16 protein-coding genes are annotated in these 15,463 nt (G+C 27.0%); all 16 read left to right on the forward strand.

What is annotated here, in order from left to right:
* Positions 1-158: 158 nt before the first annotated feature.
* Positions 159-1,196 (forward strand): heat-inducible transcriptional repressor HrcA, encoded by a 1,038-nt coding sequence (gene hrcA, locus B5D11_RS02540; RefSeq protein WP_078681480.1) that lies wholly within the window; start codon positions 159-161, stop codon positions 1,194-1,196.
* Positions 1,197-1,269: 73 nt separating this feature from the next.
* Positions 1,270-1,902: a nucleotide exchange factor GrpE gene (gene grpE, locus B5D11_RS02545; RefSeq protein ID WP_078681481.1), complete on the forward strand. Its 633-nt coding sequence runs from the start codon at positions 1,270-1,272 to the stop codon at positions 1,900-1,902.
* 60 nt (positions 1,903-1,962) lie between these two features.
* Positions 1,963-3,816: a molecular chaperone DnaK gene (dnaK, locus tag B5D11_RS02550; protein WP_078681482.1), complete on the forward strand. Its 1,854-nt coding sequence runs from the start codon at positions 1,963-1,965 to the stop codon at positions 3,814-3,816.
* Positions 3,817-3,925: 109 nt separating this feature from the next.
* Positions 3,926-5,056, forward strand: a complete 1,131-nt coding sequence (dnaJ, locus tag B5D11_RS02555) for a molecular chaperone DnaJ (RefSeq protein WP_078681483.1) — start codon at positions 3,926-3,928, stop codon at positions 5,054-5,056.
* A 223-nt stretch (positions 5,057-5,279) separates the two neighbouring features.
* Entirely contained in the window at positions 5,280-6,218 is a 939-nt protein-coding gene (gene prmA / locus B5D11_RS02560; RefSeq protein WP_078681484.1) for a 50S ribosomal protein L11 methyltransferase, read from the forward strand.
* 16 nt (positions 6,219-6,234) lie between these two features.
* Positions 6,235-6,993 (forward strand): 16S rRNA (uracil(1498)-N(3))-methyltransferase, encoded by a 759-nt coding sequence (locus B5D11_RS02565; RefSeq protein WP_078681485.1) that lies wholly within the window; start codon positions 6,235-6,237, stop codon positions 6,991-6,993.
* The gene (gene mtaB / locus B5D11_RS02570) at positions 6,993-8,294 is read left to right on the forward strand and encodes a tRNA (N(6)-L-threonylcarbamoyladenosine(37)-C(2))-methylthiotransferase MtaB (RefSeq protein ID WP_078681486.1); all 1,302 of its coding nucleotides are present in this window, start codon (positions 6,993-6,995) and stop codon (positions 8,292-8,294) included. Before B5D11_RS02565 ends, mtaB begins: the two co-directional genes overlap by 1 nt.
* Positions 8,295-8,315: 21 nt before the next feature.
* Complete coding sequence (locus B5D11_RS02575; protein ID WP_078681487.1) at positions 8,316-8,660, forward strand: histidine triad nucleotide-binding protein; 345 nt, start codon at positions 8,316-8,318, stop codon at positions 8,658-8,660.
* A 126-nt stretch (positions 8,661-8,786) separates the two neighbouring features.
* Positions 8,787-8,963 (forward strand): 30S ribosomal protein S21, encoded by a 177-nt coding sequence (gene rpsU / locus B5D11_RS02580; protein ID WP_078681488.1) that lies wholly within the window; start codon positions 8,787-8,789, stop codon positions 8,961-8,963.
* A 26-nt stretch (positions 8,964-8,989) separates the two neighbouring features.
* Positions 8,990-9,436 carry a GatB/YqeY domain-containing protein gene (locus B5D11_RS02585; protein ID WP_078681489.1) on the forward strand — a complete coding sequence of 149 codons (447 nt, stop codon included), beginning with the start codon at positions 8,990-8,992 and terminating at the stop codon, positions 9,434-9,436.
* Positions 9,437-9,569: 133 nt separating this feature from the next.
* Positions 9,570-9,854 carry a sporulation protein YqfC gene (yqfC, locus tag B5D11_RS02590; protein WP_078681490.1) on the forward strand — a complete coding sequence of 95 codons (285 nt, stop codon included), beginning with the start codon at positions 9,570-9,572 and terminating at the stop codon, positions 9,852-9,854.
* Positions 9,847-10,995, forward strand: coding sequence for a sporulation protein YqfD (yqfD, locus tag B5D11_RS02595; RefSeq protein ID WP_228201959.1), 1,149 nt, complete (start codon positions 9,847-9,849; stop codon positions 10,993-10,995). The genes yqfC and yqfD overlap by 8 nt, the downstream gene beginning before the upstream one ends.
* Positions 10,996-11,073: 78 nt before the next feature.
* Entirely contained in the window at positions 11,074-13,176 is a 2,103-nt protein-coding gene (locus tag B5D11_RS02600) for an HD family phosphohydrolase (protein WP_078681492.1), read from the forward strand.
* Between the two features lie 14 nt (positions 13,177-13,190).
* Positions 13,191-13,700 carry an rRNA maturation RNase YbeY gene (gene ybeY / locus B5D11_RS02605; protein WP_078681493.1) on the forward strand — a complete coding sequence of 170 codons (510 nt, stop codon included), beginning with the start codon at positions 13,191-13,193 and terminating at the stop codon, positions 13,698-13,700.
* 27 nt (positions 13,701-13,727) lie between these two features.
* Complete coding sequence (locus B5D11_RS02610; RefSeq protein WP_078681494.1) at positions 13,728-14,429, forward strand: diacylglycerol kinase; 702 nt, start codon at positions 13,728-13,730, stop codon at positions 14,427-14,429.
* Positions 14,430-14,555: 126 nt separating this feature from the next.
* Positions 14,556-15,437, forward strand: coding sequence for a GTPase Era (gene era, locus B5D11_RS02615; protein ID WP_078681495.1), 882 nt, complete (start codon positions 14,556-14,558; stop codon positions 15,435-15,437).
* Positions 15,438-15,463 lie beyond the last annotated feature (26 nt).

A 15,463-nucleotide genomic window follows, 5' to 3' on the forward strand; every position in this document is an offset into this window, starting at 1 on the left:
TACATATTTTATTAAATTATAATTTATTTTTGTGTTTAATAATAAATTGACAAAACAATTATAGAGTGATATTTTTTAATCATGGCAATTAGCACTCACCAATACTGAGTGCTAACAAAATATATGTTCAGAACTTTTAAATAAATTAGGAGGAAAATATGGAAATGGATGAAAGAAAAATAAAAATACTTCAGGCTATAATTAATGATTATATTAATACTGCTGAGCCTGTTGGATCCAGAACCATAGCAAAAAAGTATAATTTAGGGATAAGTTCTGCAACTATAAGAAATGAGATGGCTGATTTAGAAGAAATGGGATATCTTGAACATCTTCATACTTCTTCTGGAAGAAAGCCTTCAAATAAAGGTTATAGATTATATGTAGATAAGTTAATGAAACTTACTTCATTATCTTTAGAAGAAGAAATTTTAATAAAAAATCAAATATTAAATGCAGCTCTTTACGAAGTTGATAAAATTATTAAGCAAGCTACTCAATTATTATCAGAACTTACTAAATTAACATGCATCGTGAAAACTCCGTCTGCTAAAAAAAGTTATTTAAAATCTATTCAACTTGTAAAAGTTGATAATAATGCAGTTTTAGCAGTAATAATTACAGATACAGGTTTGATTAAGAATACTATAATTAGAATAAAAAAACCAATTGATAATGGTATACTTATTAAATTAAGCAACATTTTAAATAATAAATTAAAAAATCTTACTATTGAAGAAATAAATTTATCTGTAATTAACAGTATAAAAATAGATTTGGCTAATCATGAAGAAATATTTGATGCTATCATACCAGCACTTTATGAAAGCTTAAATGAAGCAGAGAACTCTGAGGTTTATTTAGAAGGTACAACAAATATATTTAATTATCCAGAGTATAATAATATAGAAAAAGCTAGAGAATTTTTACACTTAATAGATAATAAAGAACTCATTCAAAGTCTTTTAAATACTAATAGTTCTATATCTATAAGTATAGGAGAAGAAAATTATGTTGAAAGTGCAAAAGATTGTGCCGTTATTTCAGGAGTTTATAGATTAGGAGATAGACCTTTAGGAGTTATAGGAGTTATAGGACCTACTAGAATTCCTTATGCAAAAGTAGTTACTGTTCTTACTAAAATAGTAAAAGAAGTAAATGATGCATTGAGCAAAAAGTATTTAGATAATAAATAGTTTCTTGATAAAAATAATTATTTTATTTAATTATATTTTATAATGTAAAAACTACGAAAGGAAGAAGTGAGTAATGGAAAAAGAAAATAAAAATGAAACTGCTTTTGAAGAAATTAAAGAAGATAATATTTTTGATAAAGCTAAAGAAACTGAAATTTCTGATGAGGCAGAGATATTAGAAGATAAGGAGTTTGAATGTATAGAAGAAAATAAAGAGAATTCATTAGAAGCTATGGTTAAAGAATTAAAAGATTCAAATAAAAAATTACAAGATGAAAATACTAAATTAAATAATGAAATTGAGGCTCTAAAAGAAAAAATATTAAGAATTACAGCTGAATATGATAATTACAGAAAAAGAACTAATAAGGAAAAAGAGTCTATATATACAGAAGCGTGTGAAGATGTTCTAAAAAATATATTACCAGTTTTAGATAATTTAGAAAGGGCTGCTACTGTAGAAGGAAGTGTTGAAGATATAAAAAAAGGAATTGACATGGTTATTAAGCAATTTAAGGATAGTTTAGATAAACTTAATGTAGAAGAAATATCTACAGATGGAAAATTTGATCCTAATTTTCATAATGCAGTTATGCATATTGAAGATGAAAATTATGGAGAAAAAGAAATTGTTGAGGTATTTCAAAAAGGATATATTAGAGGAAATAAGGTTTTAAGATATAGTATGGTTAAAGTTGCAAATTAGAAACAGAAATATATTCAATTTAAAATTTGAAAGAATATTTAATTAAAGGAGGATTTTAATATGGGAAAAGTAATAGGAATCGATTTAGGTACAACTAATTCATGTGTAGCAGTTATGGAAGGAGGAGAACCAGTAGTTATTCCTAACTCAGAAGGAGGAAGAACTACACCATCTGTAGTATCATTTCAAGCAAATGGAGAAAGACTTGTAGGTCAAATTGCAAAAAGACAAGCAATAACTAATCCAGACAGAACTATAATATCAATAAAAAGACATATGGGAACAAGCTATAAGGTAAATATAGATGGTAAAGAATATACTCCACAAGAAATCTCAGCTATGATACTAATGAAAATTAAGGCTGATGCAGAAGCTTATCTTGGAGAAAAGGTTACTCAAGCTGTTATTACTGTTCCAGCATATTTTAATGATAGTCAAAGACAAGCAACAAAGGATGCTGGAAAAATTGCAGGACTTGAAGTTTTAAGAATTATAAATGAACCAACAGCCGCATCACTTGCTTATGGTCTTGATAAACAAGATGAAAGTCATAAAATACTTGTATATGATTTAGGTGGAGGTACATTTGATGTATCTATACTAGAACTTGGAGATGGAGTATTTGAAGTTAAGTCTACAAATGGTAATACTAAGCTTGGTGGAGATGATTTTGACCAAAGAATTATAGATTATATAGCTGATACATTTAAAAAAGAAAATGGAATAGATTTAAGAAATGATAAAATGGCTCTTCAAAGATTAAAAGAAGCAGCTGAGAAGGCAAAAATCGAATTATCATCTTCATTACAAACAAATATAAATCTTCCATTTATAACAGCTGATGCTACAGGTCCAAAGCACATAGATATGAATTTAACCAGAGCTAAATTTAATGAATTAACTCATGATTTAGTAGAGGCTACTATTGAGCCAATGAGAAAAGCACTCCAAGATGCTGGACTTTCAATAAATGAAATAGATAGAGTAATATTAGTTGGTGGTTCTACTAGAATACCAGCTGTACAAGAAGCAGTTAAGAATTTTACAGGTAAAGAACCATCAAAAGGTGTTAATCCTGATGAATGTGTTGCTGTTGGAGCAGCAATTCAGGCAGGTGTTTTAACTGGAGATGTTAAAGATGTACTTCTTCTTGATGTAACTCCATTGACACTTGGAATAGAAACATTAGGTGGAATAGCTACTCCTTTAATTCCAAGAAATACAACAATACCAACAAGAAAAAGTCAAATATTCTCAACTGCTGCAGACGGTCAAACATCTGTTGAGATACATGTAGTTCAAGGTGAAAGACAGATGGCTGCAGATAATAAGTCTCTTGGAAGATTTACTTTATCAGGAATTGCACCAGCACCAAGAGGAGTCCCACAAATTGAAGTTACTTTTGATATAGATGCTAATGGTATAGTAAATGTTTCTGCAAAAGATAAGGGTACAGGAAAAGAAGCTAATATTACAATTACTGCTTCAACAAATTTAAGTGATGATGAAATTGAAAAAGCTGTAAAAGAAGCAGAAAGATATGCAGAAGAAGATAGAAAGAGAAAAGAAACTATTGAAGTAAAAAATAATGCAGATCAGATGGTATATCAAGCAGAAAAAACTCTAAAAGATTTAGGAGACAAAGTTTCTGCAGAAGATAAAGCTAAAATAGAAGAAAAAATTAAAGCTGTAAATGCAGTTAAAGATGGAAATGATTTAGAGGCTATAAAAAAAGCAACAGAAGAATTAACACAAGAATTTTATGCTGTATCTGCTAAAATATATCAAGCTAATGGTGGAGCAGAAGGAGCAGGCTTTGATCCAAATAATATGGGTGGAGCTAATGCTGGAACTCAAGCACCTAAAGATGATAATGTAGTTGATGCAGATTTTAAAGTAGAAGATGACAAATAATAAATAATATGTATAATATATAAGGGATGGGTAACATGGCCCCTCCCTTAATTTAAGTTTAAATTGTTTATAATTTATAGTTTATTAAATGGCAGGTGGTGGAAACGGGATGGCGAAAAAGGATTATTACGAGATTCTTGGACTTCAAAAAGGTGCAAGTGATGATGAAATTAAAAAGGCATTTAGAAAGCTAGCAATTAAATATCATCCTGATAAGAATAGAGGAAATAAAGAGGCTGAAGAAAAATTTAAAGAAATAAATGAAGCATATCAAGTTTTATCAGATCCTGATAAAAGAGCTAAATATGATCAATTTGGTACTGCTGATTTTAATGGAAGTGGATTTGAAGGCGGTTTTGGTGGATTTGACTTTTCTGATATAGGTGGTTTTGGAGATATATTTGAAAGCTTTTTTGGTGGTGGATTTGGTTCTTCAAGAAGGAAAAACGGACCTGAAAGAGGGGCTGATATAGAATATACTTTAAATCTAACTTTTGAAGAAGCTGTATTTGGAGCAGAAAAAGAAATAGCTATAAATAGATATGAAAGATGTGAAACTTGCGGAGGAAGCGGTGCAAAGCCTGGGACATCTCCTAAAACATGTGATAAATGCGGAGGTACAGGACAAATTAGAGTTCAAAGAAATACTCCACTAGGAAGTTTTGTAAGTGTTAATACATGTGATAAATGTGCAGGTAAAGGAACAATTATTACTGAACCATGTAGTAATTGTAGAGGAACTGGTAAAGAAAGAAAACATAGAAAAATTAAAATTAATGTACCTGCCGGTGTAGATAATGGTAATGTAATACCGCTTAGAGGACATGGAGAACATGGTGCAAATGGAGGACCTCCAGGAGATTTATATGTTAATATAAGAGTGGCTTCTCATCCTATATTTAAAAGAAAAGGCTTTGATATATATATAGATAGTCATATAAGTTTTGCTAAGGCTGCTTTGGGATGTGAATTAAAGGTTCCAACTGTTGATGGTGAAGTAAAATATGATGTTCCAGCCGGAACTCAACCTGGAACAATATTTAGACTAAGGGGCAAAGGTGTTCCTAGGTTAAATAGTTCAGGTAGGGGAGATCAATATGTTAATATAATTGTAGATATTCCAAAGAGCTTAAATGAAAGACAAAGAGAAGCTTTAAAAGCATTTATGGAAGCTAGCGGCGAAGAATATGAAGATAATAAAAAATCTTTTATGGATATTTTAAAAGGTAAAAAGAAATAAGTTTAAAGCTCCGCTAAAATTAAATTATGCGGAGTTTTATTTTATATCATTTTTATATAAAATAGTTTATAATAATTTTAATTTGGTATAATAAAATAATGTATTTTATAAAAAATATTTATGTACATATTTTCAATATATGAACTTTAAGTTATTATGATTTATATATTAACATTTAATAAATTGAAAATTTTATTTTTAAGTTTTGAAGGGATTGATAAATATGAATGGAAAATGGATAGAAATAAAAATTGTAACAACTAGTGAAGCTGTAGAACCTGTATCAGGTATATTTTATGGATTAGACGTTAAAGGTGTTGCAATAGAAGATCCCAAAGATATTCTAGATAGAGACCAAGGTCCTTTAAGCTGGGATTTTGCGGATGTAAATATATTTGAATATGGTAAAGAAGCAGCAGTAGTAAAAGGATATTTTAGTTTAGAGGAAAATATAAATGAAATTGAAAAATATATAAATGAAAAATTAAGTGAACTTAGAGATATGAACATAAATGTAGGTGAAGGCAAAATAATTACAAAGGAAGTAAAAGAAGAAGATTGGGCAAACAATTGGAAAAAATATTATAAGCCTACAAAAATAGGAAATAAAATTGTTATAAAACCTATTTGGGAAGAATATAAAAAAGAAAAGGACGAAATTATAGTAGAAATGGATCCAGGAATGGCTTTTGGCACAGGAACACATGAAACAACTAAAATGTGTATAGAAGCTTTAGAAAAATATATAACAAAAGATGTAACAGTTTATGATATTGGTACAGGTTCTGGCATACTTGCTATAACTTCTGCAAAACTTGGAGCTCAAAAGGTAGTAGGAGTAGATTTGGATCCTGTAGCTGTTGATTCAGCAAAATCAAATGTTAAATTTAATAATTTAAATAATGTAGAAATATTGCAAGGGAATCTTATGGAAGTTGTAGAAGGAAAAGCAGAAATAGTTGTAGCAAATATAATAGCAGAAGTCATAATTTTTCTTTCAGATGAAGTAAAAAAATTTTTAAAGCCTAATGGATATTTTATATCTTCAGGAATAATAAAAGAAAGAAAAGATGATGTAGTTAATAAGCTTAAGAGTATTGGATTTAAGATTGTTGAAATTAATACCCTTGGAGAATGGGTATGTATAGTTGCTACTATATAAATAAGGAGAAATTTATATGCATAAGTTTTTCATAAGTAAAGATAAAATAATAGGGAAAACAGCTTTTATTGAAGGTGAAGATGTAAAACATATATATAAAGTTTTAAGACTAAAGACAGGAGAAAAAGTAAATATAAATAATTGCGAAGGTGTGGAATACTTAGGAGAGATTATTGAAATAAATAAGAAACAAGTAGTTGTTAAATTAATAGAAGAACTTTTTATAAATAATGAAAGTCCTGTAAATATATATTTATATCAAGGTCTTCCTAAATCAAGTAAAATGGACTTAATTGTACAAAAAAGTACAGAACTTGGAGTCAAAGAAATTACCCCTATTATAACTGAAAGGGTTGTAGTAAAAAATGAAATAAATGAATTTAAAAAAGCAGATAGATGGAATAGGATAGCACTAGAAGCATGCAAACAAAGTAAAAGAAGTTTAATACCTTTAATTAATACTCCTATTGAATTTGAAGAGCTTATAAATCAATTAAAAAATATGGATTTAATTATAGTTCCGTATGAAAATGAAAATAATTTTGGAATAAAAGACGTTGTTTTTAAAACAAATAAAAATATAAAAGATATAGCAGTAATAATAGGTCCTGAAGGTGGTTTTGAGAATTTTGAGATAGAAAGATTTAAAAATTTAGGAGCATATATAGTAACTTTAGGACCAAGAATTTTAAGAACTGAAACTGCAGGTTTTGTTTGTATATCTTTACTTATGTATGAGTTTGGAGATATAGGAGGATTTGGAGGAAAAAATTAATGAAAGTTGCAATTACTACTTTAGGATGTAGAGTAAATCAATATGAATCAGAAGCTATGATAGAAAAATTTTTAAAGGAAGGTTACGATGTAGTTTCCTTTGAAGATTTTGCAGATGTATATGTAATAAATACTTGTACAGTAACAAATATGGGAGATAAAAAATCTAGACAGATGATAAATAGAGCTAGAAGACATAATCCCGATTCTATTATTGCTGTTGTTGGATGCTATTCTCAAATAGCTCCTAATGATGTAGCAAAAATAGAAGGTGTTGATGTTGTTTTAGGTACGAGAAATAAAGGAGATATTGTATATTGGGTTAATAGAGCTAAAGATGAGAAAAAACAAATAATTAAAGTAAATGATGTTATGAAAAATAAAACATTTGAGGAGCTTAAGATAGAAGAATATCAAAATAAAACCAGAGCTTTTTTAAAAATTCAAGATGGATGCAATAGATTTTGTTCTTATTGCTTAATACCTTATGCAAGAGGAGCTGTATGTAGTAAAGATCCTAAAAAAGTTTTAGAAGAAGTTAAGGAACTTGCAAATAATGGATTTAAAGAAATAATTTTATCAGGTATACATACAGCTTCTTATGGAATAGATTTAAAAGAAAATATTACTTTGTTAGATTTACTTGAACAAATTGATAATATAGAAGGTATAGAAAGAGTCAGGATAGGTTCAATAGATCCAACTTTCTTTAGTGAAGGAGTAATTAAGAGAATAATTAATATAAAAAAATTGTGTCCTCATTTTCATTTATCACTTCAAAGTGGCTGCAATGAAACTTTAAAAAGAATGAATAGACATTATACAACTGAAGAATATAAAGAAGTGGTAGATAATTTAAGGACCTTTATAAAAGATGTATCTATAACTACTGATGTAATTGTAGGTTTTCCAGGTGAAACAGAAGAAGAATTTAATACAACTTATAAGTTTTTAAAAGATATAAAGTTATCTAAGATGCATGTATTTAAATTTAGTCCAAGGATAGGGACAAGAGCAGCAACTATGAAAGAGCAAATACCTAATGAAATAAAAGATGAAAGAAGTAATAAACTTATATTATTAAATAATAATTTAGAAAAAGAATTTATGAATAAATTTTTAGGAAGAAAAATGGAAGTGCTTTATGAACAGCACTATAGTAAAAAAGAAAATTTTTTTGAAGGATATACGACAAATTATATAAAGGTAATAACTAAATCTGACGATAATAATATTAAAGGAAAAATTATTGAAACAACGCTTATAGATGTAAATGAAGAATTTATAGAAGGAAAAATTTAAAATTTTAAGGGAGGTGAGATTATGGATAATTGCATATTTTGTAATATTGTTGAAGGGAAAATACCTTCTGATAAAGTATATGAGGACGATAAAGTATTTTGCTTTAAGGATATAAATCCAGAGGCACCAATCCATTTAATAATAATACCTAAAAAGCATATATCAAGTATTAATGATATAAAAAATACTGATGAAGAACTTATAGGACATATATTCTTTATAGCAAAAAAAATTGCAAAAGAATTAAATATTGACGAAAATGGATATAGAATTGTAACTAATTGCGGTAAAGATGCTGGGCAAACTGTTCCTCATGTACATTTTCATCTTTTAGGAGGAAGAAGTCTTAATTGGCCTCCAGGTTAATTGGAATGAAATTCTTGACAGTTTGTAAATGTATATTGTATAATTAAATATGTGCTATTTAGCCCATAGATGCTGCATTTAATTTTTGTTATTGATTAATTGTGCTAGCGGAGGGAGGGATAAGATATGTCAGAAATAAAAGTTGGAGAAAACGAGTCATTAGACAGTGCGTTAAGAAGATTTAAGAGAAAATGTGCTAGGGCTGGAGTTCTTTCAGAAGTAAGAAAAAGAGAACATTATGAAAAGCCAAGTGTTAAAAGAAAGAAAAAGTCTGAGGCTGCAAGAAAAAGAAAATTTAAATAGAATTCTTTTGAAAGAAGGTACTATAGATGTCTCTTAAAGAAAGACTGCAAGAAGATTGGAAGCAAGCTTTAAAATCAAAAGATAAATTTAAAGCCAATACTATAAGTATGGCAAAAGCAGCTGTGCTGCAAGCAGAAAAAATTGACGGCATAGAGCTTGATGATGAACAAGTTATCGAAGTTTTAGCTAAAGAAATTAAGCAAAGACGTGAAGCTGTGCTGGAATTTGAAAAAGGGAATAGGCAAGATCTTATAGATAAAGCAAATGCTGAAATTGAGATTTTGTTAAGTTACCTTCCTCAGCAGTTAACTGAAGAAGAAATATTAGTTATGATTCAAGAGGCAGCTGTTGAAGTTGGTGCAAATAGCATTAAAGATATGGGTAAAGTTATGAAAGTATTAACTCCTAAAATTAAAGGAAGAGCCGATGGAAAGCTTGTTAGTCAAATGGTAAGAGAGCATTTAAATAAATAAAATATTTTTAAAGATAATATAAAAGGTTCAGCTTTGAACCTTTTTTTATTTTACTTACTTTTATTTATATAGGAATTAAATTGCTTGCTGTTTCATAAATTTAGTATGAAAGTATTATCTAGAGGTGTAAGGTGTGGAAAGCAGGCTAAATAAGACAAAGGAAACAATAGCTCAAAAACTTGATTTACCTAGAGATGTAATTTTAAATGTACCAAAGATAGCTATAACAGGTGATAATGAAATAACAATAGAAAATCATAAAGGTGTAGTTCTTTTTGAAGAAAAAGAAATTAAAATTAATTCAAATGTAGGTTTAATTACAATATATGGGAATGGATTTGAGATATTATTTATGGGTGGAAATACTTTAACTTTAAGTGGTAAATTTAAATCAGTAGTTTATGAGGGTCATGAATAATAAGTTAAAAAAATATAAAAGAGGAATAATAACAATAGAAATTCAGTCCCATATTCCGGAAAAATTTATAAATTTACTTTGGAGAAATGGAGTTCAAATAAAAAATATACGTAAGAAAAGTATTACCAATATGTCTATGGATATAAATTTGAAAGATTTTCAACTTATAGATGATATTGCTAAAAAAACAAAAACTAAAATAAAAATATTAAACAGAAGAGGAACTTCATTTTTATTTATAAAATTAAGGAAAAGAATTGCTTTAGTTTTTGGATTTTTTTTATTTTTTTCATTAATATATTTTCTTTCAACTTTTATTTGGAAAATTGATATACAAACTGAAAATAATTTATCACCATATGAAATTAGACAAAAACTTATTTCTTATGGCATATACCCTGGAATAAGAAAAGATAAAATTGATGTTTATAATATTCAAAAAAAATTTATAAATGATAGTGATAATATAATGTATTTTAAAGCTAGGATAGAGGGATCAAGACTTATAGTTAATGCAGTTGAAAAAACACCACCACCAAATGTCATTTTAGAAGAAGATCCTTGTGATTTAGTTGCTAAAAAAGATGGAGAAATTCTTTGGATTTATACTACTTCAGGAACTTCCGTAGTAAAAAGTGGAGATATTGTTAAGGCTGGACAAATTCTTGTAAAAGGACAACAAGGAAGAGAAGGAAATACATATGAAGTACACGCAAAAGGAGAAGTAATTGCAAGAACTTTTTACGAAAAGTCAAAAGAAATATCTATGAAAGGAACTAAAAAAGAGAAAACAGGAAAAGAAATTAATAATTTATATATAGAATTTTTAGGAAAAAAGATTTATTTAAAAAATACTTTAAATAAATTTAAAACTTATGATAAAATAATAGAAAATAAAGGTTTTATTAAAAAAGAAATTTTTTATGAAACTAATGAAGTAAATTTTTCTTTAATACCTGAAGAAGTAATCAAATCGACAGCTGATGAATTATATTCACAGATTATTGAAAGTTTAGATAAGTCTATAAAAGTAGTTAGCAGTGAAACATTTAAAGAACAAGTTGGAGATAATTATAAAATTCGTGTTTTAGTTGTTGCAGAAGAAAATATAGCTTATCCTCAAAAATTAAGCAACAATTAAAAATTATCCTTTGAAAAATTATAATAATAGACTTTTACACTATAATTTAAGTAATAATAAACTAAAGGTGGGATTAGTGTGGGAACACTAAATTTAAAAAAATTTTTAAATAATAATAAATTGAAGCATATATTGATATATTTATGTACATTTTTTATTTTATATTTTATTTTAATTACTGCTTTAATAACAAAAACATATGATATTAAAAAGGGAGATATTGCAAAAACAACTATTAAAGCACAAAGGGATATTAAAGATGAAATTAGCACTAAAGCTAGGATAGAAGAGGCTATAAGGCTTGTTCCACCTCAGTATACTATAAATCCAGAAATAAAAGATAATGCTTTAAATAGTATAAACATTCTATTTTCTAAGGCTTTGATGTTAAAAGATTCAGATAAAGGAGAAAATGAAAAAATTAAGGAATTATCTGAGTCATCTAATATAGAATTATTTGATGATGAGTTTAAAGTATTAATAGGAATGAATAAAGATGAATTAAAAAATCTACAAAATTTTTTGAATTCAATTATATCAAAAATATACGATTTTGGTATACAATATAATCCAGAACTTAGTACTGAGGTAAATAATGAAAATATAAAAAGAGCTCAAGATATGGTACAATTAGAGTTTAATAATTCAAAATTTTCAAAACCTATAAGAGATTTAGGTACAACTATTGGAATTAAACTTATAAAACCTAATTCTTTTTATGATAAAGAAAAAACAGAAGAAATGAAAAATGAAGCTATAAATAAAACTCCACCGGTTATGGTTAAAAAGGATCAAGTTATAGTTATGGAAGGTGAAGTTGTAACAGAAGAAAAATATGCACTTCTTCAAAGTTTAGGGCTTTTAAATACAAACAATAAATCTGAATGGTATATTTATATAAGTTTAGGAATTATAATAGCATTAACATTATTTATACAAAATTATTATTTATATAAATATGAAAATGATATTTATAAAGATTATACTAAAATTTTACTAATTAACATTATAAGCTGTACTTCTGTATTGTTAGCTAGAGTGTTTAGTATGGTTTCTTCTTTTTTAATACCTTTAGTTTTTGCACCGATGATTATGACACTTTTATTAAATCATAAAACATCACTTTCTATAAATATATTAAACATTATATTTATAAGCACGGCTGTTAATTTTGAAGCTGATATTATAGTAATAGCTGTATTAAATGTAATAGTTGGAGCTCTTTTTATTCAAAAATTACAACAAAGAAATGATGTTTTATATTCTTGTATATATATAGCTGTTATAAATATATTAGGGACTTTATCAATAGGATTTTTGTTAAGTAATAATGTTTTAGATGTGCTTTTAAAAGCAGCATATTCTTTTTTAGGAAGCTGCTTATCAGGAATACTTGTTATAGGACTTCTTCCTTTCTTTGAAAGTACTTTTGACATTGTTACGACAATTAAATTATTAGAATTATCTAATCCTAATAATCCACTTTTAAAGAAGCTTTTAATGGAAGCTCCTGGTACTTATCATCATAGTGTTTTAGTTGCTAATTTGGCTGAAGCAGGTGCAGAAGTTGCAGGAGGTAATCCTGTTTTAGCTAGAGTATCTTCGTATTATCATGATATAGGGAAAATAAAAAGACCTTATTTTTTTAAGGAAAACCAAATTGGAGCTGATAATCCTCATAATAAAATTGCTCCGAATCTTAGCTCTTTAATAATTATATCTCATGTAAAAGATGGTTTAGAACTTTCAAAGGAATATAAAATACCAAAGGTAATACAGGATATAATAGAACAACATCATGGAACATCATTAGTTAAATATTTTTATATTACAGCTAAAAATTCTGCTGAAAATCCAGAAGAAATTTTAGAAGAAAATTTTAAATATCCTGGACCTATACCTCTTTCTAAAGAGGCAGGAATAGTTATGCTAGCTGATAGTGTAGAAGCAGCAGTAAGATCTATAAGTGAACCTGACAAATATAAAATAGAGGAAATGGTAAACAATATATTTAAAAGCAAATTTGAAGAAAAACAGTTGGAGGGATGTGATTTAACTTTAAAAGATTTAAACTTAATTAAGAAAACTTTTATAAAAACACTTTTAGGAATTTATCATCAAAGAATAGAATATCCAGTAGAGAATAATAAAGTAGATAATAATAAAGAAACTAATAGATAATAAAGGTGATAAAAATGATATATATTGATAACAGACAAAATAAAATTGAGTTAAATGATGAAATTATAAATATACTTAATCAAATAGTAGATTACACTTTAAAAGAAGAAAAATTAGATATTGATTATGAAGTTAGTATAATATTTATTGATAATGAAAAAATAAAAGAATTAAATAATGAATATAGAAATATTAATAAAGAAACAGATGTTTTATCTTTTCCTATGATAGAATATCCAGATGGAATGGTTTATAAAGATATATATACAAATTATAAATTTGATGATAGTTTTTATGATGAAGGTAGATTAGTTATTGGAGATATTGCAATTTCACTTGAAAAAGCAAAAGCTCAAAGTGAAGAGTACGGTCATTCTTTATTAAGGGAAGTATGCTATTTAACAGTACATTCTATTTTACATTTATTAGGATATGATCATATGGAAGAAAAAGAAAAAATTATTATGAGAGAAAGAGAAGAAGAAATATTAAAAAAATTTAATATTAATAGAAGTATGCAATAATAATTGAACATAAAAAGGAGTTTCTATATGAAAATAAGAAAACTTATAGATAGTTTTAATTATGCTATAGATGGAATTATACATGCAGTAAGAACACAAAGAAATATGAGAATTCACATGATTGCAGCACTTATAATATTGACTGCATGTTTTTTTTATGATTTAAGTAAAACAGAAATTTTAATTGTAACTATTACAATAACTATGGTTATTGCATCAGAAATGTTCAATACAGCTATAGAATGTACTATAGATGTAGCTGCTAATTATTATCATCCTTTAGCTAAAATAGCAAAAAATACTGCGGCAGGAGCAGTACTTATTACAGCAATAAATGCTGTTGCAGTAGGATATATATTATTTTGGGATAAATTAAGCACAGTTACTTTAGGGGTAATGAAAAAAGTTAAGCAATCAGATCCATATATAACATTTAGTATTTTGGTAATAGTTTGTATACTTACTTTAATAGTTAAAGCAATATTTGGAGAAGGTACTCCTCTTAGGGGAGGAATGCCAAGTGGACATAGTGCAATTGCATTTTGTATTGCAACTACAATTGCTTTAATAGTAGATGATAAGCCTTTGGCTGTTTTTTTAAGTTATCTTTTAGCTGTTATAGTAGCTCAAAGCAGAGTAGACTCTCATATACATTCTATTTTTGAAGTTTTAGTTGGTGCTATATTTGGTACTTTAATAACAATATTACTTTTTAATATTTTTGGATAAATATTTGTATAAATAAATTTAAAATATTAAAAAATAATGGTATGATTATTACATAAAAGTAGTTTCATTACAAAAAAATTTAAAATAATAAAAAGCTTAAGAAAATTTAAGGAGTGCATATAAATAATGTTTAAATCAGGATTCGTAACAATTATTGGAAGACCAAATGTTGGTAAATCTACATTGCTTAATCATATAATGGGAGAAAAACTTTCTATAGTATCTAATAAGCCTCAAACTACTAGGAATAATATACAAGCTATTCTTACAGAGGAAAATTTTCAAATTGTATTTGTAGATACTCCAGGTATCCATAAGCCAAGACATAAGCTTGGGGAATATATGGTAAAGATAGCAGAGGAAAGTATAAATGAAGTAGATGAAGTGCTTTTTTTAACTACACCTGAAGTTGAAATAGGAAGAGGAGATAAATACATACTTGAACAATTAAAAAAGTTTAATAAACCTATATTTTTAGTTTTAAATAAAATTGATGAAAATACTAAGGAAAGAGTAGCAAAAACTATAAAAAATTATTCGGAATATTTTAATTTTACAGAAGTTATACCTATATCTGCAATTAAAGGTACAAATACTGACACACTTTTAAATTTAATGGTTAATTATCTTCCTGAAGGACCTAAATATTATCCAGATGATATGATAACTGATGTCCATGAAAGATTTATAATTTCAGAAATAATAAGAGAAAAAGCATTAAGATTTTTATCTCAAGAAATACCTCATGGAATAGCAGTGGAAATAATTACAATGAAAAAGAATGAAAAAAATATATACAATATTGAAGCTACAATATTATGTGAAAAAGATTCCCATAAAGGAATTATAATTGGCAAAGGAGGAGAAATGTTAAAAAAAATTTCAACTTATGCTAGAATAGATGCAGAAAAATTTTTAGGAGAAAAAGTATTTTTAAAGCTTTGGGTAAAAGTAAAAAAAGAATGGAGAGATAATTCTTCTATCCTACGAGAATTAGGATATAAATAACAACTAAAAATTACATAATACGATTT

It is taken from the genome of Clostridium sp. USBA 49 (assembly GCF_900167505.1).
Classification (GTDB): Bacteria; Bacillota; Clostridia; order Clostridiales; family Clostridiaceae; genus Clostridium_AT; species Clostridium_AT prolinivorans.

What these genes read in the sequence shown, in the direction of transcription:
- hrcA (WP_078681480.1), top strand. Translation starts at nt 159, where the DNA reads ATGGAAATGGATGAAAGAAAAATAAAAATACTTCAGGCTATAATTAAT.
- grpE (WP_078681481.1), top strand. Translation starts at nt 1,270, where the DNA reads ATGGAAAAAGAAAATAAAAATGAAACTGCTTTTGAAGAAATTAAAGAA.
- dnaK (WP_078681482.1), top strand. Translation starts at nt 1,963, where the DNA reads ATGGGAAAAGTAATAGGAATCGATTTAGGTACAACTAATTCATGTGTA.
- dnaJ (WP_078681483.1), top strand. Translation starts at nt 3,926, where the DNA reads ATGGCGAAAAAGGATTATTACGAGATTCTTGGACTTCAAAAAGGTGCA.
- prmA (WP_078681484.1), top strand. Translation starts at nt 5,280, where the DNA reads ATGAATGGAAAATGGATAGAAATAAAAATTGTAACAACTAGTGAAGCT.
- B5D11_RS02565 (WP_078681485.1), top strand. Translation starts at nt 6,235, where the DNA reads ATGCATAAGTTTTTCATAAGTAAAGATAAAATAATAGGGAAAACAGCT.
- mtaB (WP_078681486.1), top strand. Translation starts at nt 6,993, where the DNA reads ATGAAAGTTGCAATTACTACTTTAGGATGTAGAGTAAATCAATATGAA.
- B5D11_RS02575 (WP_078681487.1), top strand. Translation starts at nt 8,316, where the DNA reads ATGGATAATTGCATATTTTGTAATATTGTTGAAGGGAAAATACCTTCT.
- rpsU (WP_078681488.1), top strand. Translation starts at nt 8,787, where the DNA reads ATGTCAGAAATAAAAGTTGGAGAAAACGAGTCATTAGACAGTGCGTTA.
- B5D11_RS02585 (WP_078681489.1), top strand. Translation starts at nt 8,990, where the DNA reads ATGTCTCTTAAAGAAAGACTGCAAGAAGATTGGAAGCAAGCTTTAAAA.
- yqfD (WP_228201959.1), top strand. Translation starts at nt 9,847, where the DNA reads ATGAATAATAAGTTAAAAAAATATAAAAGAGGAATAATAACAATAGAA.
- ybeY (WP_078681493.1), top strand. Translation starts at nt 13,191, where the DNA reads ATGATATATATTGATAACAGACAAAATAAAATTGAGTTAAATGATGAA.
- B5D11_RS02610 (WP_078681494.1), top strand. Translation starts at nt 13,728, where the DNA reads ATGAAAATAAGAAAACTTATAGATAGTTTTAATTATGCTATAGATGGA.
- era (WP_078681495.1), top strand. Translation starts at nt 14,556, where the DNA reads ATGTTTAAATCAGGATTCGTAACAATTATTGGAAGACCAAATGTTGGT.